Origin of the sequence: Streptomyces sp. NPDC101132, from assembly GCF_044759225.1 — a bacterium.
Lineage (GTDB): Bacteria > Actinomycetota > Actinomycetes > Streptomycetales > Streptomycetaceae > Streptomyces.
The window spans coordinates 388,455-407,468 of sequence record NZ_JBIVYX010000003.1 but is presented as its reverse complement, the minus strand read 5'-3'; the positions used below and the strand labels follow the sequence as shown (position 1 = coordinate 407,468).

Sequence of the window (19,014 nt, the reverse complement as noted above, 5' to 3'; positions counted from 1 at the left end):
GCCGACCGGGGCCGTCAGCCGCGGACGATCCCCGCGCGTCGCGCGGCCGCGAGCCAGGCCGGGAACTCGCCCACCAGCCGGTCGTAGAGCTGCCCGTCCGGCACGGTGCGCGGGTCGGGGCCGGCGTGGAAGTACCCGGCGTTGTCCACGCACCGCTTGGCCGGCACCGGCAGCTCGTCGAGCCGGCGCAGGAAGTCGAACTGGCTGCTGCGGGTGTTGCCGAAGCCGATGAACTGCCAGAACAGCGGCAGCCTGGCGGCCTTGCAGAGGTACCGCTCGGCGGCGGTCTTGTCGACCGGGCCGCCGTCCGTCTGGAAGACGACCAGCGCCGGCTGCGCCGTGCCGCTGTCGAGGTGGTGGTCGATCACGGCGTCCATGGCCAGGTGGTAGCTGGTCTTCCCCATGTGGCCGAGCCCGGCGACGATCCGGTCCACCCGCCCCGCGTGGTCGCCGAGGGCGATCTCCTCGACCGCGTCGACGTCCGTGGAGAAGAACACCACCGGCACCCGGCCGTCGTCGTCGAGGTGGGCGGACAGCCCCAGCACCCGGTCGGCGAGGGCCTGCACGCTGCCGTCGGCGTAGTACGGGCGCATCGAGCCGGAGTAGTCGAGGACGAGGTAGACCGCCGCGCGCTGCCCGGCCAGCCCGTGCTTGCGCAGCGAGACCCCGGCGCTCTCGTAGAGGGGCACCAGGGCGGGTGCGGTCTCCGCCACCTTGCGCAGGCTGATCGCGCTGCCGTCGCCGTTGTCCGCCATGTTCCCAGTCTACGGACAAAGCGATATGACTATTCGTCATATCGGACGAGGGGTGGAGGGTGCGTGGACACACTGGAGGGCAAGGTGGTCGTCATCACCGGAGCGGCCCGCGGTCAGGGCGCCGCCGAGGCCGCCCGCTGCGCGGCGGCGGGCGCGCGCGTGGTGCTCACCGACCTGCTGGAGGACGAGGGCGGGGCGGTGGCGGCCGGACTGGGCGCCGGGCGGGGGCTGTTCGTCCGCCACGACGTCACCTCGGCCGACGGGTGGGCGGAGGTCGCCGGCCGGGCCCTGGAGGCGTACGGGCGGATCGACGCCCTGGTGAACAACGCGGCCCTGTGGCGCACCGCGCACGTCGGGCAGGAGACCCGGGAGAACTTCGAGGAGCTGCTGCGGGTCAACCTGATCGGGCCGTTCCTGGGCATCCAGGCCGTGCTGCCGGCTCTGCGGGAGGCGGGCGGCGGCTCGATCGTGAACATCTCCTCGACGGCCGGGCTCACCGGCATCCCCGGCCACGCGGCCTACGGCTCCACCAAGTTCGCCCTGCGCGGGCTGACCCGCTCCAGCGCCCTGGACCTGGCCCCGTACGGGATCCGCGTCAACTCCGTCCACCCGGGCGCGATCGACACACCGATGGTGGCGGCGGTGGCGGGGAAGGACTGGTCGCACGTGCCGCTCGGGCGGATGGGCCGCCCGGCCGAGGTCGCGGACCTGGTCCTGTTCCTGGTCTCGGACGCCTCTTCGTACGTCACGGGCGCCGAGTTCACCGTCGACGGCGGCCAGACGGCGGGCTAGCGCACCCGGCGGGTTCGTCCGGGTGACCGAAGGGTCACCCCTGGGGTGGAACCCCGGGGTCCAGTGGGCGCAGGGCGGCCCGGCGGGGGGCCGGGGGCGGCGGGGGCCGCAGAAAGCTGTGGGGGTCCCGAGGAACCGAGAGACGGAGTGGTCGCGGATGTCCCTGTATTCCCCCCGGCGCCGGGCCGGCCGCGGCGGCGTGGTGGGCGCCGCCGCGCTGGCGCTCGTACTCTCCCTGCCCGGCGTGGCGGCGGCCGCGCCCGGCGACCTCGACCCCGCGTTCGACGGCGACGGCAAGGTCGTCACCGACGTGGGCGGCTACTCCGGCGTCGACGGCATGGCCGTCCAGCCCGACGGGAAGATCGTCTCGGTCGGCTACGCCTGGACGTCCGAGACGTCCGGCGACTTCACCGTGGTGCGCCACAACCCCGACGGCAGCCTGGACACCACCTTCGGCGGCGGCGACGGCATCGCCTCCACCGACTTCGACCAGGCCAACGAGGAGGCCAGGGCGCTGGCGCTGCAGCCCGACGGGAAAATCGTCGTGGCCGGGGGGAGCACCGACTGGGGCGGCAACGGCGCCTGGGCGGTGGCGCGCTTCAACTCCGACGGCAGCATGGACACCGGGTTCGACGGCGACGGCAGGGCGACCCTGGAGGTCGACGTCAACGCGATCGAGACCGCGATGGCGGTGGCGGTGCAGCCCGACGGGAAGATCGTCCTGGGCGGTGAGAGCCTCGGGGTGTGGCCGCTGGCACGGCTGACCTCCGGCGGCGCCCTGGACCCGACGTTCAGCGGCGACGGGATCCTCGTCACCGACTTCGGGGGCGGCTGCTGCCAGGGGGTCACCGACCTGGTACTCCAGCCGGACGGGCGGATCGTCGCGGGCGGCTACAGCACCAACGGCTTCACGCTGGCCCGGTACACCGCCTCCGGCGACCTGGACCCGTCCTTCGACGGCGACGGGCGCGTGACCACCGGCTTCGGCTCCGGGCTCCTCGGGGTGGCGCTGCAGCCCGACGGGAAGATCGTGCTGGCCGGCAAGGACGGCAATGCGTTCGGGCTCGCACGGGTCACCTCCACCGGCGCCCTGGACCCGACCTTCGACGGCGACGGCCGGGTCACCACCTCCTTCGGCCCCTCGGACGGCGCCGCCCACGAGGTGGCGCTCCAGTCCGACGGCCGGATCGTCGCGGCCGGCCAGTACGGCGGTGACTTCGCGCTGGCCCGGTACAACACGGACGGCGCCCTCGACCCCGGCTTCCACTCCGACGGCCGGGTGACCACCGACTTCGGCGGCCCGGACGACCAGGCCCACGAAGTGCTCGTGCAGCCCGACGGCAAGATCCTGGCCGGCGGGCTCGCGGGCGAGGCGTACAGCTACTCGTCCCACATGGGCCTGGCGCGGTACCTGGGCGGCGGGGGCGTCGTGACGCCGCCCGGCGTGGACGTGTCGGTGACCAAGACCGGTACGCCGGCCACCGTCAGCATCGGCGACACGGCCGCGTACACCGTCACCGTGCGGAACAACAGCGCGTCGGCCCCGGCGACCAACGTCCAGCTGACCGACACCCTGACCGGGACGGCCACCATCCTGTCGGCCACCACCACCCGCGGCACCTGCACGGTCACCCCCGGCCGCGTCACCTGCCCGGTCGGCACGCTGACCGCCGCCGGCACCGCCGGCGCCACCGCCACCGTGACGATCACGGTCGAGCCCTCGCGGACCGGCACCCTGACCGACACCGCCACGGTCACCGCCACCGAGAGCGACCCCAGCACCTCCAACAACACCGCGACCGCCACCACCACGGTGAACAACAGCCGCGGCTGCACCATCATCGGCACCAGCGGCAACGACACCCTCAACGGCGGCTACTACACCGACGTGATCTGCGGGCTCAGCGGCAACGACACCATCCGCGCGAGCTACGGCAACGACACCGCGTACGGCGGCCCCGGCAACGACAACATCGACGGCGGCTTCGGCGACGACACCCTCAACGGCGGCACCGGCGGCGACGTCCTGACCGGTTACTACGGCAACGACCGCCTCACCACCACCGACGGCGTCGCGGGCAACGACACCGCCAACGGCGGCCCGGGCACCGACACCTGCACCACCGACACGGGCGACACCCGGATCGGCTGCCCGTAAGGCCCGCCTAGGAGCCTCCCCCGGCGGGGGTACGGACGGCGACGGCGACCGCGACGGTGGTCACGTACGGCTCGTCCAGCTCCCCGCCGGGGAACCGCCCCGCCAGGTGCGCGCGCTCCGCGGCGAGGAACTCCGCGCCGCCGGCCTCGTCGAGCAGGATGAAGGCGGAGTGCGTGGCCAGCTTCGCCAGGTGGAAGTCCACGGTCACCCGGCGCGACCAGCGCAGGACGCGGGTGGTCCAGGCGAGGGCGGGGGGCGGGGTGCAGTCGGAGATGAAGTAGCCGGGGCCGAACCGCTCCTCGATGCGGGCCCCCTGCTCGGCGACCCACGGCACGTCCGGATCGGGGTCGTTCCAGCACAGCACGAGGGCGCCCCCGGGGCGCAGCACCCGCAGCGCGGAGGGGACGGCGCGCGCCGGGTCGGTCCAGTGCCAGGACTGGCCGTACGTCAGCAGGTCGAGTGAGGCGTCGGCGAACGGCAGCGCGTTGCCGTCGCCCCGGAGCACCGGGACACCGGGCAGCTCCCGGCGGAACTGCCCGGCCATCCCGGCGCCGGGCTCCACGCCGACGACGCGGGCGCCGCGCTCGTGCAGCTGCCGGGTGAGGATGCCCGTACCGGCGCCCACGTCCGCGACCCGGGCGCCGCGCAGCCGGAGGCCGGCGGCCTCCTCGACCGTCCCGAACAGCTCCGGCGGGTACGCGGGCCGGTGCGCGGCATACGCGGCGGCGGCCCGGCTGAAGGCGAGTGCCCGCTCTCGGGCGGGGATCCCGGGGGTCATGCGTCCGAGTCTGCCGCGCGAGCCGTCCGGCGGAAACAGGGCCGGGGCGGGTCGCGGGGGTACGGGAACGGCTGCCGCGACGGGCGTGACCTGCCTGGGGCGCGAGCCGCCCGCGGCGCGGGGAGCGGTGCCGCCGCCGCGTCCGTGGCCGACCTCCCCCGCGGCCCGAGCCGCCCGCCACCGCGTCAGGAGTCGGCCGGCCGTTCCGCCGGGACCGGCCGGAGCGAGGGCCAGCGCACGGTGACGGCGGCGTGCAGGGCAGCGCAGTGGGCCCGGAACTCCCGCAGGTCCGCCCGCCCTTCGGCCAGTTCCACGACCACCGCCAGCCGGTGGGCCAGCCGCTGCCGGGCGCTGGCGGTCCCCCAGGTCCAGTCCCGGCGGCGGAGCCGCGCCAGGTGGTCGGGGCCGCCCCGCCGGGCCCGCTGGACCAGCGCGTCCCCGCGTACCAGCCAGCCGGCGCACGCGTCGGTGAGGTCGCCGTCCAGCGGGGTGATCCGCCGGTACGCGGCTTCGGCGCGCGCCACCAGCCCGGGCGCCGGCGCGGTGACGCACCAGCAGGTGGGGAAGCCGATGCGCAGGTAGGCCAGTTCCACGGCGCCGTTGCCGAGGCAGGCCTGCTCGAAGTCGACGAACCGCACCCCGTCCGGGGTGTGCAGGTCGTTGCCGGGACAGGGGTCGCCGTGCAGCAGGGCACCGGCCGGCGCCCCGGCCAGCCGGCGCACCAGCCGCGTGAGCTCGCCCCGCACCCCGGGGCCGGCCGGTACGCCGAGCCGCTCGCCCAGCCGCAGGAAGGCCTCCGCGTCCCGCTCGCCCGGCCCCTCCCAGCGGGGCAGGGAGCCGGCGTCCCACGGCCGGGCGCTGGCGTGCAGCCGGGCCAGGGCCTCCGCGTACCCGACGATCCAGTCCGGCGCGGGCGGGCGGTGCTCCAGGAACTCCAGGACGAGGACGCGTGCGGCCGGGTCGGTGCCGAGCACGGCGGGCCCGGCCCCGCGGCGGGCGGCGATCTCCAGGGCGGCCAGCTCACGGCGGTAGCGGTCCTCGGGATCCGCCCCGCCGGCGGCCTGCTTGACGATCGCGGTGCGCCCGCCGATCTCGGCCCGCCACACGCGCGACCGGGGACTGCTGTCCATCCGCCGTGCCGCGCGGGCCTCGCCGAGCTCCGCCCGCAGCTGCTCGCCGTACGGCATCCCCACAAGGCGCACCGAACGGCCTCCGCGATGAGGTGAAAGGGGGCGGGGCGGCCGGATTCGAACCGGCGTCCTCGTCCATGCTGTGTACGCGCACTACCTCTGTGCTACGACCCCGCCTTGATCACGACCCTATGCGAACGGCCCTGCAACACCAAACGATTTGCCGACCGGCCGGCGGGTGGTTGTCGGACCCCCTCGCTACGTTGGCGGCATGAGAGCCTCCGGAACGTTCAAGGTCGTCAGCTTCGTCCCGACGGACACCACGCCGGAACCGGCGGTCGAAACCGCCCTGGCCGTCGGGGTGTCAAGGATGGAGAAGCACTTCGAGGGCGAGGTCGAGGGGCGGTCGGCCACGCTGTTCACCGCCGCGTACGACCACGCGTCCGGCACCGGCACGTACGTCGCCCTGGAGTCCTTCGAGGGCGAACTCCGGGGCCGCGCGGGCACGTTCAACTTCGCCCACTCGGCCACCACCCGCGGCGGCGGCCGCGAGGCGGAGTTCTTCACGATCGTCCCCGGCAGCGGGACGGCCGCCCTGACTGGCATCACCGGAGGCGGCGGCATGACGGTCGAGGCAGACGGCACCCACCGCGTGTGGTTCGACTACGAGCTGCCCTGACCCGCCGGCCCCCGTCTCATCCGGCCGGACGCCCCGGCCAGACCGCGAAAGCCACCCAAGCCGTCTTGCCGACAGGTTCGTCGAGCACCCCGAACTCGTCGGCCACCTCCCTCACCAGCCACAAACCGCGCCCCGCCGGGGCGTCGGGCGACGCGCACTGGATGACCGGCAGCCCGGGTCCACTGTCGCGCACTTCGATGAGCAGGCGTGCCCGCTCACGTACGAGGCGCACGTTGAAGTCCCGACCCGGCGGAGCGCCGTGCAGGACGGCGTTCGCAGCGAGTTCGGACGCACAGAGCCGCATCTCGTCCCAGCGCTCGCGCACCCCCCATCCGGCGAGCGTGTCTCCGACGAACTGACGAGCCGCGCATACGGATACGCGGGCTCGCGGGAAACGCTGTTGCCGGACGTCCGACACGCCGCCACCACCTTCACGCTGAGTTCCGGTCACGCAACAGAACGTATCGCTATTCGCGAATAGTAGCAAGGTTGGTCCGCCTCCTGTTCCCGGTCGAGCCGTCGCATACGGTGGGCAGTCGACAACGGAGACGGGAGGGCCGATGGGCGACAACGGATGGATCAGCACCTCGATGCCGTACCTGAAGCCCCGGGCAGCCGGGGAGGCCGACGCCTGGAGCGGGGAGGCCGCCGCGCGTGGACGCCGTGGCGGACAACGCATCCTCCATGCCGGCGAGACACCGGCCACGGCTGAGGTCGCAGCTCTGCTCGGGCTCGCCGAAGGTGACCTGGTCGTGGCCCGCCGCCGGCTCATCGACCTGGACGGCGAACCATGCGAGTTGACCGACACGTACTACCCGTACGGCATCGCCGCCGGAACGCCGCTGGCCCGCACCGCCAGGATCCCCGGCGGAGCGGTCACACTTCTCGCTTCACTGGGCCACGTCGGGGTGCGCGCGGTGGAGCAGGTCACCGCGCTCGTGCCGGACCCGGCAGAGCGCGAACGGCTGGCACTCGATCCCGGCCAACCGGTGCTCCGCATCACGCGGGTCACGTACGACGCGGCCGACCGGCCGATCCAGGCGGACGTGATGCTCATGCCTGCCGCCCGCCAGCAGCTGCGCTACGAGATCAGGATCGGATGAGTCAGTTGCCCACCGAGCTCGGCCCGTCCGACACCAGACCCCTGCACGCCCGCATCGCGGCGGATCTCCGCGAAGAGATCATGAGCGGTGAGCTGCCGCCGGGCGCCAAACTGCCGTCCACCGTGCAGCTGAAGGCGCGGTTCAACGCCGCCAACGCGACGATCCAGAAGGCGCTGCTCCTCCTCAAGGAGGAGGGGCTGGTCATCGGCCGCGCGGGCGCCGCCGTGACCGTGAGGGAGACCCGGCAGCGCACCGTTCGCCCGGCGGGGTCGCTCGCCGCCGCGGCGCCCGGAGGCAGCTTTCCCTGGCTCCAGGAGGCTGCGGAGCCGGGGCGCGACGCAAGGAGCGAACTGCTTTCCGTGGCACCGGTCCGGGTGGCCGGAGATGTGGCCGCAGCGCTCGCCATCTCGGCCGGCAGCAGCGCCATGCTCCGGCGACAACTGATCAGCGTGGACGGCGAACCCGCGGAACTGGTGAATTCCTACTACCCCATGGAAGTCGCCGACGGCACGCCGCTCGCCGAGGCCCGGAGGATTCGCGGCGGCACCCCCACCCTGCTCACCGAGCTCGGTCACCCGCCGCGGCTCAGCGTGGACCGCGTCTCGGCACGGATCGCCACCCAGGAGCAGTACACGGCGCTCCGCCTGTCCGGCGACCTGCCGGTCCTGCGCACGCTGCGGACCGTCTACGACGCCGACGACCGCCCCGTCGAGGTCACGGTGATGGTCAAGGCCGGGCACCTGTACGAGCTCCAGTACGCGTTCGTGCCCGAGTGAGGCCGGGAACGCCACGGCGCCCGCGAGTCCGGTCGGGGACGGGCGGGCGCCGTGTCGGTGTGCCGTACCTCGTCGTACGGACCGTATGAGGGGTCGCCCCAGGGGGCGGGTACTGCGGGCCACGCCGGGCGCTGCGCGCCCGGCGTGCAGGATCAGACCGCCAGGGCGCGGTCCGTGGGCTTGACCGGGTACGGCAGCGTGCTGGAGCCGGTCAGGTAGCGGTCCACCCCGCGGGCCGCGGAGCGGCCCTCGGCGATGGCCCACACGATCAGGGACTGGCCGCGCCCGGCGTCGCCGGCGACGAAGACGCCGTCGACGTTGGTGGCGTACGCCGCGTCGCGGGCGACGTTGCCCCGCTCGTCCAGCTCCAGGCCGAACTGCTGCACCAGACCGTTGGCCTGGTCGGTTCCGGTGAAGCCCATCGCCAGGGTGACGAGCTGGGCCGGGATGCGGCGCTCGGTGCCCTCGCGCTGGACCAGCCTGCCGTCCACGAACTCGACCTCGACCAGGTGCAGGGCCTGGACGTTGCCGTCCTCGTCGCCCTCGAAGTGGGTGGTGGAGACGGAGTAGATCCGCTCGCCGCCCTCCTCGTGGGCCGAGGTGACCTTGTACAGCATGGGGAAGGTCGGCCAGGGCTGGGAGACCGCGTTCCGCTCCTCGTTGGGGCGCGGCATGATCTCCAGCTGGGTGACCGAGAGGGCGCCCTGGCGGTGGGCGGTGCCCACGCAGTCGGCACCGGTGTCGCCGCCGCCGATCACGACGACGTGCTTGCCCTCGGCCGTGATGGGGGGCGCCATGAAGTCGCCCTCCTGCACCTTGTTGGCCAGCGGCAGGTACTCCATCGCGAAGTGGACGCCGTTCAGCTCGCGGCCCGGGACCGGCAGGTCGCGGGAGACGGTGGCGCCCGCCGCGACGACCACCGCGTCGAACCGCTTGCGCAGGTCGGTGGCCGTGATGTCGCGGCCGACCTCGATGCCGGTGCGGAACTTGGTGCCCTCCGCGCGCATCTGCTCGATGCGGCGGTTGATGTGCACCTTCTCCATCTTGAACTCGGGGATGCCGTAGCGCAGCAGGCCGCCGATGCGGTCCGCGCGCTCGTACACGACCACGGTGTGGCCGGCCCGGGTCAGCTGCTGGGCGGCGGCCAGACCGGCCGGGCCCGAGCCGATGACGGCGACGGTCTTGCCCGACAGGCGCTCGGGGACCTGCGGGGTGACGTCCCCGTTGTCCCACGCCTTGTCGATGATCGAGACCTCGACGTTCTTGATGGTCACGGCCGGCTGGTTGATGCCGAGCACGCACGCCGACTCGCACGGGGCCGGGCACAGGCGGCCGGTGAACTCCGGGAAGTTGTTCGTCGCGTGCAGCCGCTCCGACGCCGCCGACCAGTCCTCGCGGTAGGCGAAGTCGTTCCACTCGGGGATCAGGTTCCCCAGCGGACAGCCGTTGTGGCAGAACGGGATGCCGCAGTCCATGCAGCGGCCGGCCTGCTTGCTGATGATCGGCAGCAGGGAACCGGGGACGTAGACCTCGTTCCAGTCCTTCAGCCGCTCCTCGACGGGGCGGGAGCAGGCGGTCTGGCGCGTGGTGGTGAGGAAGCCCTTCGGGTCAGCCATGGGTCGCCGCCTCCATCATCTTCTCGGTGGTCTCGGACTCGGAGAGTCCGGCCCGCTCAGCGGCGTCCTTGGCGGCGAGCACTGCCTTGTACGTGGTCGGGATGATCTTGCTGAAGCGGTCCACCGCGACGGACCACTCGTCGAGGAGCTTGGCGGCCACGGTCGAGCCGGTCTCCTCGTGGTGGCGGCGCACCACGTCGTGCAGCCACTGCCTGTCGTCGTCGCCGAGGGCCTCGACGGCCTCCAGGTTGCCGACGTTGACGTTGTTGCGGTCCAGGTCGATGACGTACGCGACACCGCCGGACATGCCGGCCGCGAAGTTGCGGCCCGTCTCGCCGAGGACCACCGCGCGGCCGCCGGTCATGTACTCGCAGCCGTGGTCGCCCACGCCCTCGGAGACCACCAGCGCACCGGAGTTGCGGACGCAGAAGCGCTCGCCGGTGCGGCCGCGCAGGAACATCTCGCCGCCGGTCGCGCCGTAGCCGATGGTGTTGCCGGCGATGACGCTGTACTCGGCCAGGTGGTCGGCGCCGCGGTCCGGGCGGACCACGATGCGGCCGCCGGAGAGGCCCTTGCCGACGTAGTCGTTGGCGTCGCCCTCCAGGCGGAGGGTGATGCCGCTCGGGAGGAAGGCGCCGAAGGACTGGCCGGCCGAACCCGTGAAGGTCAGGTCGATGGTGTCCTCGGGCAGGCCCGCGCCGCCGAACTTCTTGGTGACCTCGTGGCCGAGCATGGTGCCGACCGTGCGGTTGATGTTGCGGATCGCGACCTGGGCGCGGACCGGCTGCGCCTCCTCGGCGCTCGCCGCGTTCAGCGCGTCGGCCGCGAGCCTGATCAGCTCGTTGTCGAGGGCCTTCTCCAGGCCGTGGTCCTGCTCGACCAGGGCGTGGCGCACGGCGCCCTCGGGCAGCTCGGGCACGTGGAAGAGGGGCTCGAGGTCGAGGCCCTGCGCCTTCCAGTGGTGCACGGCGCGCGAGGTGTCCAGCAGCTCGGCGTGGCCGACGGCCTCCTCCAGCGTACGGAAGCCCAGCTCGGCGAGCAGCTCCCGGACCTCCTCCGCGATGAACTCGAAGAAGTTCACCACGAACTCGGGCTTGCCCGAGAAGCGGTCGCGCAGCACCGGGTTCTGCGTGGCGATGCCGACCGGACAGGTGTCCAGGTGGCAGACGCGCATCATGACGCAGCCGGAGACGACGAGCGGCGCGGTCGCGAAGCCGAACTCCTCGGCGCCGAGCAGCGCGGCGATGACGACGTCGCGGCCGGTCTTGAGCTGGCCGTCGGTCTGGACGACGATCCGGTCGCGCAGGCCGTTGAGCAGCAGGGTCTGCTGGGTCTCGGCGAGGCCGAGCTCCCAGGGGCCGCCCGCGTGCTTGAGCGAGGTCAGCGGGGAGGCGCCCGTACCGCCGTCGTGGCCGGAGATCAGGACCACGTCCGCGTGGGCCTTGGAGACGCCCGCGGCGACCGTGCCGACGCCGACCTCGGAGACGAGCTTCACGTGGATGCGCGCGACCGGGTTGGCGTTCTTGAGGTCGTGGATCAGCTGCGCCAGGTCCTCGATGGAGTAGATGTCGTGGTGCGGCGGCGGGGAGATCAGGCCGACGCCCGGGGTCGAGTGCCGGGTCTTGGCCACCCACGGGTAGACCTTGTGGCCGGGCAGCTGGCCGCCCTCGCCGGGCTTGGCGCCCTGGGCCATCTTGATCTGGATGTCGTCCGCGTTGACCAGGTACTCGCTGGTGACGCCGAAGCGGCCGGAGGCGACCTGCTTGATCGACGAGCGGCGCGCCGGGTCGTACAGGCGCTCCGGGTCCTCGCCGCCCTCACCGGTGTTGGACTTGCCGCCCAGCTGGTTCATGGCGATGGCGAGGGTCTCGTGCGCCTCCTTGGAGATGGAGCCGTACGACATGGCGCCGGTGGAGAAGCGCTTGACGATCTCGGAGACCGGCTCGACCTCGTCGACGGAGATCGACGGGCGGTCGGACTTGAAGCCGAACAGGCCGCGGAGCGTCATCAGGCGCTCGGACTGCTCGTTCACCCGGTCCGTGTACTTCTTGAAGATGTCGTACCGGCGGTTGCGGGTGGCGTGCTGGAGGCGGAAGACCGTCTCCGGGTCGAACAGGTGCGGCTCGCCCTCGCGGCGCCACTGGTACTCGCCGCCGATCTCCAGCGCGCGGTGCGCCGGGGCGATGCCGGAGGCCGGGTACGCCTTGGCGTGGCGGGCGGCCACCTCCTTGGCGACGACCTCCAGGCCCGCGCCGCCGATCTTGGTGGCGGTGCCGTTGAAGTACTGCTCGACGAAGGCCTCGTCCAGGCCGACGGCCTCGAAGACCTGGGCGCCGCGGTAGGAGGCGACGGTCGAGATGCCCATCTTGGACATGACCTTCAGGACGCCCTTGCCGAGGGCGTAGATCAGGTTCCTGATGGCCTGCTCGGGCTCGATGCCCTCGATGAAGGTGCCGGCGCGCAGCAGGTCCTCGACCGACTCCATGGCCAGGTACGGGTTGACCGCGGCGGCGCCGTAGCCGATGAGCAGCGCGACGTGGTGCACCTCGCGGACGTCGCCGGCCTCGATCAGCAGGCCCACCTGGGTGCGCTGCTTGGTGCGGATGAGGTGGTGGTGCACCGCGGAGGTGAGCAGCAGCGACGGGATCGGCGCGTGCTCGGCGTCCGAGTGGCGGTCGGAGAGGACGATCAGGCGGGCGCCGCCCTCGATGGCCGCGTCGGCCTCGGCGCAGATGGCCTCCAGGCGGGCGGCCAGGGCGTCGCCGCCGCCGCCGACCCGGTACAGGCCGGAGAGCGTGACGGCCTTCAGGCCCGGCAGGTCGCCGTCGGCGTTGATGTGGATGAGCTTGGCCAGCTCGTCGTTGTCGATCACCGGGAAGGGCAGGAGCACGTTCCGGCAGGTCGCCGCGGTCGGCTCCAGCAGGTTGGACTGCGGGCCGATGTGGGAGCGCAGCGAGGTGACGAGCTCCTCGCGGATGGCGTCCAGCGGCGGGTTGGTGACCTGTGCGAAGAGCTGCGTGAAGTAGTCGAAGAGCAGGCGCGGGCGCTCGGAGAGGGCCGCGATCGGCGAGTCCGTGCCCATGGAGCCGATCGGCTCGGCGCCGGTGCGGGCCATCGGCGCGAGGAGGACGCGGAGCTCCTCCTCGGTGTAGCCGAAGGTCTGCTGGCGGCGGGTGACCGAGGCGTGGGTGTGGACGATGTGCTCGCGCTCGGGGAGGTCCTCGAGCTCGATCTCGCCGGCCTCCAGCCACTCGGCGTAGGGGGCCTGGGCCGCGAGCGCGGACTTGATCTCGTCGTCCTCGATGATCCGCTTGGCGGCGGTGTCGACGAGGAACATCTTGCCGGGCTGCAGGCGGCCCTTGCGGACGACCTTGGCCGGGTCGATGTCGAGGACGCCGACCTCGGAGGAGAGCACGACGAAGTCGTCGTCGGTGACCCAGTAGCGGCCGGGGCGCAGGCCGTTGCGGTCGAGGACCGCGCCGACCTGGGTGCCGTCGGTGAAGGTGACGCAGGCGGGGCCGTCCCAGGGCTCCATCATCGTGGAGTGGTACTGGTAGAAGGCCTTGCGGGCCGGGTCCATCGAGGTGTGGTTCTCCCACGCCTCGGGGATCATCATCAGCACCGCGTGGGGCAGCGAGCGGCCGCCGAGGTGGAGCAGCTCCAGCACCTCGTCGAAGGAGGCCGAGTCGGAGGCGTCCGGGGTGCAGACCGGGAAGATCCGCTCCAGGTTCGCGGAGCCGAAGAGGTCCGAGGCCAGCTGGGACTCACGGGCGCGCATCCAGTTGCGGTTGCCCTTGACCGTGTTGATCTCGCCGTTGTGGGCGACGAAGCGGTACGGGTGGGCCAGCGGCCAGCTCGGGAAGGTGTTCGTCGAGAACCGCGAGTGCACCAGGGCGATCGCGGAGGCGAAGCGGCGGTCCGAGAGGTCCGGGAAGAAGGGCTCCAGCTGGCCGGTGGTCAGCATGCCCTTGTAGACGATGGTGCGGGCGGAGAGCGACGGGAAGTACGTGGCCGCCTCGCGCTCGGCGCGCTTGCGCAGCACGAACGCCTTGCGGTCCAGCTCCAGGCCGGAGGTCTCCCCGTCGGTGACGAAGAGCTGCGAGAAGGCCGGCATGGTGGCGCGCGCGCCGTTGCCCAGCAGGTCGGGGGTGACCGGGACCTCGCGCCAGCCGAGGACCGTCAGGCCCTCCTCGGCGGCGATGGCCTCGATCTGCTCCACGGCGACGGCCTGTGCGGTGCCGTCGGCGGGGAGGAAGGCGATGCCGACGGCGTACGCGCCGGCCTCGGGGAGCTCGAATCCGGCGACCTCGCGCAGGAAGGCGTCCGGCACCTGGGACAGGATGCCCGCGCCGTCACCGGAGTCCGGCTCGGAGCCGGTGGCGCCACGGTGCTCGAGGTTCCGCAGGACGGTCAGGGCCTGCTCGACGAGGGTGTGGCTGGCCTCTCCGGTGAGGTTCGCCACGAAGCCGACGCCGCAGGCGTCCTTCTCGTTGCGCGGGTCGTACATGCCCTGGGGGGCGGGGCGACCGTCCATGGGCGACCAGGCCGTGCTGCTGGGGCCGGTCGCGGAGTGCGTGGATGCGGAACGCATCGGCTCTCCCGTCGTCGTCGTGGCATTGGAACGTGCCGAGGGACGACGTTGGCCCTCTGCGAAATTTCGTGCAGGTTACATGATGACTGCAATCCCGCGAACCGGATATCGCATTCCAGCATGCGGACACTGCGCGAGGCAGAAAGGAGGGACCTCCGCGGACGGATTGAGGGTTCAACGGCCCGGCGACGAGGTCCTGGGGACGCGAGGCGGGCACCCTTGCCCGCGCGCCTTCGTCTCATGCCCGGCGGTCACACCGATGAAACCGCCGATAAACAAACACGAGAGACTACTTATGTTGCGTACCGCATAGTGTCTCACTTCCGTGCCGGGGAGCCTAGAGCGGCCGGGGCCGCCCGGGCGGGGCGTGCGTCACACTGTGCCTCCGTTTCCCGCAGTCGGCCACAGCGGTACGGAGGCTTTGCCCTGATTTTCCCCGTGAGAGCGCCGCGCGGCGCGCCCAGCGGGGGCACCACGCGGCACGGGAGCGGCGGGAGGCAGGCGGGGCGGGCCCGGCTAGCCGACCGCGCCGCCGATCCAGGAGCCGAGCAGGAAGGTGACGCCGGCCGCCGCGCCGCCCAGCACCAGCTGGCGCAGGCCGCTGTACCACCACGAGCGGGCGGTGACCCGGGAGACGACGGCACCGCAGACGAACAGGCCGAGCAGCGCCAACAGCACCGCGGGCCACAGCGCGGTCGCGCCGAGCAGGTAGGGCAGTACGGGGATCAGCGCGCCCAGCGCGAACGAGCCGAAGGACGACACCGCGGCGACCAGCGGCGAGGGCAGGTCGCCCGGGTCGATGCCCAGTTCCTCGCGGGCGTGGATCTCCAGCGCCTGCTCCGGGTCCTTGGAGAGCTGCATCGCGACCTCGCGGGCGAGGGCGGGCTCGACGCCGCGCGAGACGTACAGCGCGGCCAGCTCCTCCATCTCGTCGATGGGGTTCTTGCGCAACTCGCGCCGCTCGACGTCGAGTTCCGCCTGGACGAGCTCACGCTGCGAGGCGACCGAGGTGTACTCTCCGGCGGCCATCGAGAACGCGCCCGCGGCGAGGCCGGCCAGGCCGGTGATGACGATGGTCCCCGGGGCGACCGCGCCGCCGGCCACACCCGTCATCAGGGCGAGGTTGGAGACCAGGCCGTCCATCGCGCCGAAGACCGCGGGACGCAGCCAGCCGCCGTTCACATCGCGGTGCGTGTGGTTGTCGCGGTGGGCCGTGTGGAGCGGTGCCTCGATGTCGATGATGGACATATCGCCTGAATCCCCTCGTGCGCGGCACGCGTGCCGAGCATGCGTGCATGACGTACAAGCGAAGGCCCGTAGGCGCTCCGCTTCCCCTGAACGCCCTCGAAACTACGCACGATTTTTGTCGCCCGCCAGCAAGGAAGGCCGTACTTACCAGGGGTTTTGGGCCTCTGCCCGCCTTCGGGCAGGGGCTCGGCGACCGGGTGACGGTGGTGTTTCGCGACGCTCGGCGAACCCCCCGGCATGGCACAAATCCCCCAAGGGCACATCACCGTGCCCCACCAAGTGGAGAGGCGCGCCATGACGCAGATTGCATGCAATCCGCAGGTCCTCCTGGAACGGGCCAGGGGCGCTCTGATGGGCCTGGCGGTCGGCGACGCGCTCGGCGCCCCCGCGGAGAACATGAAACCGTCGGAGATCCGGGCGCGTTGGGGCCGGATCGAGGGCTTCGTCTCGGACGACCCGGCGGGCACGGACGACACCGAGTACGCCATCTTCTCGGGGCTGTTGCTCGCCCGGCACGGGTCCGCGCTGACCGTCTCGCACGTCGAACGCGCCTGGCACCACTGGATCGCGGACCTGGACGAGGGGCCGTTCCGGGGCGCGGGCTTCTCGGAGCGGGGCACCCTGGAGAACCTCCGCAGGGGGCTGGCCGCGCCGATCTCCGCGCAGCACCGGCACGCGTGGTCGGACGGGCTGGCGATGCGGGCGGCCCCCTTCGGGGTGTTCGCGGCGGGCCGGCCCGCCGAGGCGGCCCGGCTGGTCGCCATCGACGGCACCGTCAGCCACGACGGGGAGGGCATCTACGGCGGCCAGGCGGTGGCCGCGGGGGTCGCGGCGGCGATGGCCGGGGGCAGCCCGGGCTCGATCGTGTCGGCCGCGCTGTCGGTGATCCCGTCCGACTCCTGGACGGCCCGCTCGCTGCGCCGGGCCGTGACGGCCGCGCCGCGCGGGGAGCGGGCGGTGCGGTCGGCCGTGGTGATCGGCGGCTACCCCTGGACGGACCTGGCACCGGAGGCGGTGGGGCTGGCGTTCGGGGCCTTCGCCGCGGCCTCGGGGGACTTCACGGGGTCCGTGCTGACCGCCGTGAACATGGGCCGGGACGCCGACACCACGGCCGCGGTGGCGGGCGCGCTCGCGGGTGCCCTGTCGGGCGTCGGAGCCATCCCGGAGGCCTGGTCGTCGGCCATCGGCCCCGTACGCGGCAGTTGCCTCCCCTCGATGCGGGGCTACCACGTCCTGGACATCGCGGACCTCCTCACCCCCGAATGCGAGCCGCCCCGATGACCCCGCCGTACTCCCCCGACCCCCAGGGCCCCCACGCCCCCGCCCCCGTCCTGCCGGGCGACGACCCGGCCCCGGGTACGCCGCCCCGCGCGGCCGACGAGCCGGCCGGCGGCCGGAGGACCGACGCCCAGCGGCCGGGGCGGAGCGACCGGCCCGGCAAGACGGTACGCGCCACCGACGGCGGCCCGGAGTGCGGCGCCGGGCAGCGGCACGTGCGCCCCTCAGGCAACCCGCCCGGGGCGGACCCCGAAGCGGAGGCCGACGCCGGCCCGCGCCCCCGGGCGGGCGACCGGCCCGGTCTCCGCGAATGCGGCCACACCCGCACCGGCGGTACCGAGCCCGCCTCCGCCCGGACGGCGAGCCGGTTCCAGACGGAACCGCCGCTCCCGGACACCCCCGCCGGCGGGACGGGCCCGAGCGCGGGGCGGGGCATCTCCGGCCCGGCCCGGGGTGGCGCGGCGACCGGATCCGGAGTCAGCGCGGGGCAGGGGTTCCAGGTACGGGCGGACGCGGGCCCGGCGGCCGCGGCCGGTACGGGCGCGGACACCGCTCTCACCGGCGGCGCAGCCTCCGGCACGGGCACGGGCACGGGCACGGCGGCCGCGGCCGGTACCGGTCCGGACGCTCCGCCCCGGGGCGGCCGAGCCGCCTGGACGGACACGGACACGGCCCGGAGCCACACGGATGCCGGCCCAGGCACGGCCCGGGGCCACACGGATGCCGGGAAGGACACGGCCACGCGCCCCGAAGCCACCGGCGGCGGGACCCTCACCGCGACCGACGACGGCACCGTCACCGGCACCCGCACCGAAGCGCCCGCCCCGACGGAGCCCGGCACGGCCCGGACCGGCACCCGCGTCCACGTCCCCACCCGCTCGGAGGCCGCGACGGCCCGGACCGGTCGTTCGGCCGGAACCCCCGGCCGGACCGCGGCGGCCGGTACGGGACCCGTACCCGCCCCCGGCGACGTGTCCGGCCGGGCCGGGCGGCGGATCGAGGGGCTGTTGCTCGGGCTCGCCGCCGGGGATGCCGCCGGGTGGCCCGCCGCGCGGCACCGGGCGAGCCGGATGCCCGAGTGGACCCGCCGCCTCACCCGCGAACTCGACACCTTCGCCGAGCAGAACGCCACCACCACCCTCCCCGTCCCCATCGCCCTCAACCAGCCCCCCGAACCGCTCCGCCTCGGCCCGTCCGACGACGCCGAATGGGCCGCGTTCGCCGCCGAGTCGGTGCTCACCGCGGCCGGCGTGCTGCTCAGCGACCTCAGCAGGTCGCGCCGGATGCGCGCCGCCATCGACCTCGCCTGGAACGCCCTCGCCTCCGAGGTCGCCGCCGCGGCGGAGCGCGCCCCCGAGGTGGAGTCCGCCGTGCTCCCGCTGCGCGCGCGGATCTCCGTACGGGCCGGCCTCGGCAACCTCGCCACCGGTCTGCGGCCCCCCGCCACCGGTCACGACAACCCGCACTACTTCGACGACGCGGCCTGCGTACGGGCCGTCGTGCTGGCCGTCGTCCACCCCGGTGACCCCGAAGCGGCCGCGGACCTCGCCGAGTTCGACGCCCGCTACACCCAGGACGGCGACGGCGTGCACGGCGCCCGCGCGATGGCCGCCGCCATCGCCGCCGCCCTCGCGGGCGAGGACGTGGACGCGGCCGTCGACGCCGCGCTCGCGCAGCTCCCCGAGGCCACCGAGATCGGCCGCAACGCCCGTCACGCCGTCAAGCTGGCTCGTACCGCCGAGGCCGGCAGCGGGGCGTTCGGGCTGGTCCCGACGCTGGAACACGAGATCGTCGACCACGTCTACAGCTACGGCATCGCCGCGGCCGAGACCGTGCCCGTGGCCCTCGCCCTCGCGACCGCCGCCCGCGGCCGGGTGACGGAGGCGGTGCCGGCCGCCGCCTGCCTCTCCCGCGTGGCCGACTCCGCCCCCGCCCTCGCGGGCGCCCTGACCGGCGCGCTCGGCGGCGGCGCGAGCCTGCCGGGGCCCTGGCGGGAGGCCTGCCGGACGCTGTCCGGCTGCGCCCTGCCCCGGCTCGCCGGCACCGACCTGGTGGAACTCGCCGGGCTGCTCAGTCGCACGGAACTGACCTCACCCAAGGGATGATTCGG

At 73.6% G+C, this 19,014-nt stretch carries 14 protein-coding genes and 1 tRNA gene; 7 read left to right on the top strand and 8 right to left on the bottom strand.

The features are described from left to right. Positions 1–14: 14 nt before the first annotated feature. Positions 15–755 (bottom strand): vWA domain-containing protein, encoded by a 741-nt coding sequence (locus tag ACIQUR_RS09415; RefSeq protein WP_403660842.1) that lies wholly within the window; start codon positions 753–755, stop codon positions 15–17. A 63-nt stretch (positions 756–818) separates the two neighbouring features. Here ACIQUR_RS09415 and ACIQUR_RS09410 point away from each other — a divergent pair, with 63 nt between their 5' ends. Then, a complete protein-coding gene (locus tag ACIQUR_RS09410; protein ID WP_403660839.1) occupies positions 819–1,547 on the top strand; it encodes an SDR family NAD(P)-dependent oxidoreductase in 729 nt (242 codons plus the stop codon). 157 nt (positions 1,548–1,704) lie between these two features. Continuing rightward, positions 1,705–3,705, top strand: coding sequence for a calcium-binding protein (locus ACIQUR_RS09405; protein WP_403660836.1), 2,001 nt, complete (start codon positions 1,705–1,707; stop codon positions 3,703–3,705). A gap of 7 nt (positions 3,706–3,712) precedes the next feature. Here ACIQUR_RS09405 and ACIQUR_RS09400 read toward each other — a convergent pair whose 3' ends face one another. From ACIQUR_RS09400 to ACIQUR_RS09390, 3 genes are all read right to left on the bottom strand, one after another. Beyond that, on the bottom strand, positions 3,713–4,483 hold the full coding sequence (locus tag ACIQUR_RS09400; protein ID WP_403660833.1) for a class I SAM-dependent methyltransferase: 771 nt from the start codon (positions 4,481–4,483) through the stop codon (positions 3,713–3,715). Between the two features lie 185 nt (positions 4,484–4,668). Beyond that, positions 4,669–5,670, bottom strand: coding sequence for an aminoglycoside phosphotransferase family protein (locus ACIQUR_RS09395; RefSeq protein ID WP_403661445.1), 1,002 nt, complete (start codon positions 5,668–5,670; stop codon positions 4,669–4,671). Between the two features lie 44 nt (positions 5,671–5,714). Continuing rightward, positions 5,715–5,789: transfer RNA gene (locus ACIQUR_RS09390), tRNA-Ala, on the bottom strand. Positions 5,790–5,884: 95 nt separating this feature from the next. Between ACIQUR_RS09390 and ACIQUR_RS09385 the strand changes: the two genes are divergently transcribed. After that, on the top strand, positions 5,885–6,292 hold the full coding sequence (locus ACIQUR_RS09385; protein ID WP_403660830.1) for a DUF3224 domain-containing protein: 408 nt from the start codon (positions 5,885–5,887) through the stop codon (positions 6,290–6,292). Positions 6,293–6,308: 16 nt separating this feature from the next. On the opposite strand, the gene ACIQUR_RS09380 is transcribed toward ACIQUR_RS09385, so the two are convergent. Continuing rightward, the gene (locus tag ACIQUR_RS09380) at positions 6,309–6,743 is read right to left on the bottom strand and encodes an ATP-binding protein (protein WP_403660827.1); all 435 of its coding nucleotides are present in this window, start codon (positions 6,741–6,743) and stop codon (positions 6,309–6,311) included. 109 nt (positions 6,744–6,852) lie between these two features. Here ACIQUR_RS09380 and ACIQUR_RS09375 point away from each other — a divergent pair, with 109 nt between their 5' ends. Next, entirely contained in the window at positions 6,853–7,395 is a 543-nt protein-coding gene (locus ACIQUR_RS09375; RefSeq protein WP_403660824.1) for a GntR family transcriptional regulator, read from the top strand. Beyond that, positions 7,392–8,171, top strand: coding sequence for a GntR family transcriptional regulator (locus tag ACIQUR_RS09370; protein WP_403660821.1), 780 nt, complete (start codon positions 7,392–7,394; stop codon positions 8,169–8,171). Before ACIQUR_RS09375 ends, ACIQUR_RS09370 begins: the two co-directional genes overlap by 4 nt. Before the next feature lie 152 nt (positions 8,172–8,323). Here the strand turns inward: ACIQUR_RS09370 and ACIQUR_RS09365 are convergent, their stop codons facing one another. The 3 genes from ACIQUR_RS09365 to ACIQUR_RS09355 form a co-directional block, all read right to left on the bottom strand. Next, the gene (locus ACIQUR_RS09365; RefSeq protein ID WP_403660818.1) at positions 8,324–9,787 is read right to left on the bottom strand and encodes a glutamate synthase subunit beta; all 1,464 of its coding nucleotides are present in this window, start codon (positions 9,785–9,787) and stop codon (positions 8,324–8,326) included. Further along, positions 9,780–14,321 (bottom strand): glutamate synthase large subunit, encoded by a 4,542-nt coding sequence (gene gltB / locus ACIQUR_RS09360; RefSeq protein ID WP_403661442.1) that lies wholly within the window; start codon positions 14,319–14,321, stop codon positions 9,780–9,782. The genes ACIQUR_RS09365 and gltB overlap by 8 nt, the downstream gene beginning before the upstream one ends. 573 nt (positions 14,322–14,894) lie before the next feature. Next, positions 14,895–15,626 (bottom strand): VIT1/CCC1 transporter family protein, encoded by a 732-nt coding sequence (locus ACIQUR_RS09355; protein WP_403660815.1) that lies wholly within the window; start codon positions 15,624–15,626, stop codon positions 14,895–14,897. Positions 15,627–15,920: 294 nt separating this feature from the next. Here ACIQUR_RS09355 and ACIQUR_RS09350 point away from each other — a divergent pair, with 294 nt between their 5' ends. Both ACIQUR_RS09350 and ACIQUR_RS09345 read left to right on the top strand, forming a co-directional pair. After that, on the top strand, positions 15,921–16,907 hold the full coding sequence (locus ACIQUR_RS09350; RefSeq protein WP_403660812.1) for an ADP-ribosylglycohydrolase family protein: 987 nt from the start codon (positions 15,921–15,923) through the stop codon (positions 16,905–16,907). Beyond that, positions 16,889–19,009 carry an ADP-ribosylglycohydrolase family protein gene (locus ACIQUR_RS09345; protein ID WP_403660809.1) on the top strand — a complete coding sequence of 707 codons (2,121 nt, stop codon included), beginning with the start codon at positions 16,889–16,891 and terminating at the stop codon, positions 19,007–19,009. The genes ACIQUR_RS09350 and ACIQUR_RS09345 overlap by 19 nt, the downstream gene beginning before the upstream one ends. Positions 19,010–19,014 lie beyond the last annotated feature (5 nt).

Excerpts from the sequence above, each read along its gene's own strand:
- ACIQUR_RS09355 (WP_403660815.1), bottom strand. The coding sequence starts at position 15,626 with ATGTCCATCATCGACATCGAGGCACCGCTCCACACGGCCCACCGCGAC.
- ACIQUR_RS09345 (WP_403660809.1), top strand. The coding sequence starts at position 16,889 with ATGCGAGCCGCCCCGATGACCCCGCCGTACTCCCCCGACCCCCAGGGC.
- ACIQUR_RS09375 (WP_403660824.1), top strand. The coding sequence starts at position 6,853 with ATGGGCGACAACGGATGGATCAGCACCTCGATGCCGTACCTGAAGCCC.
- gltB (WP_403661442.1), bottom strand. The coding sequence starts at position 14,321 with ATGGACGGTCGCCCCGCCCCCCAGGGCATGTACGACCCGCGCAACGAG.
- ACIQUR_RS09405 (WP_403660836.1), top strand. The coding sequence starts at position 1,705 with ATGTCCCTGTATTCCCCCCGGCGCCGGGCCGGCCGCGGCGGCGTGGTG.
- ACIQUR_RS09370 (WP_403660821.1), top strand. The coding sequence starts at position 7,392 with ATGAGTCAGTTGCCCACCGAGCTCGGCCCGTCCGACACCAGACCCCTG.
- ACIQUR_RS09350 (WP_403660812.1), top strand. The coding sequence starts at position 15,921 with ATGACGCAGATTGCATGCAATCCGCAGGTCCTCCTGGAACGGGCCAGG.
- ACIQUR_RS09415 (WP_403660842.1), bottom strand. The coding sequence starts at position 755 with ATGGCGGACAACGGCGACGGCAGCGCGATCAGCCTGCGCAAGGTGGCG.
- ACIQUR_RS09395 (WP_403661445.1), bottom strand. The coding sequence starts at position 5,670 with ATGCCGTACGGCGAGCAGCTGCGGGCGGAGCTCGGCGAGGCCCGCGCG.
- ACIQUR_RS09385 (WP_403660830.1), top strand. The coding sequence starts at position 5,885 with ATGAGAGCCTCCGGAACGTTCAAGGTCGTCAGCTTCGTCCCGACGGAC.
- ACIQUR_RS09400 (WP_403660833.1), bottom strand. The coding sequence starts at position 4,483 with ATGACCCCCGGGATCCCCGCCCGAGAGCGGGCACTCGCCTTCAGCCGG.
- ACIQUR_RS09365 (WP_403660818.1), bottom strand. The coding sequence starts at position 9,787 with ATGGCTGACCCGAAGGGCTTCCTCACCACCACGCGCCAGACCGCCTGC.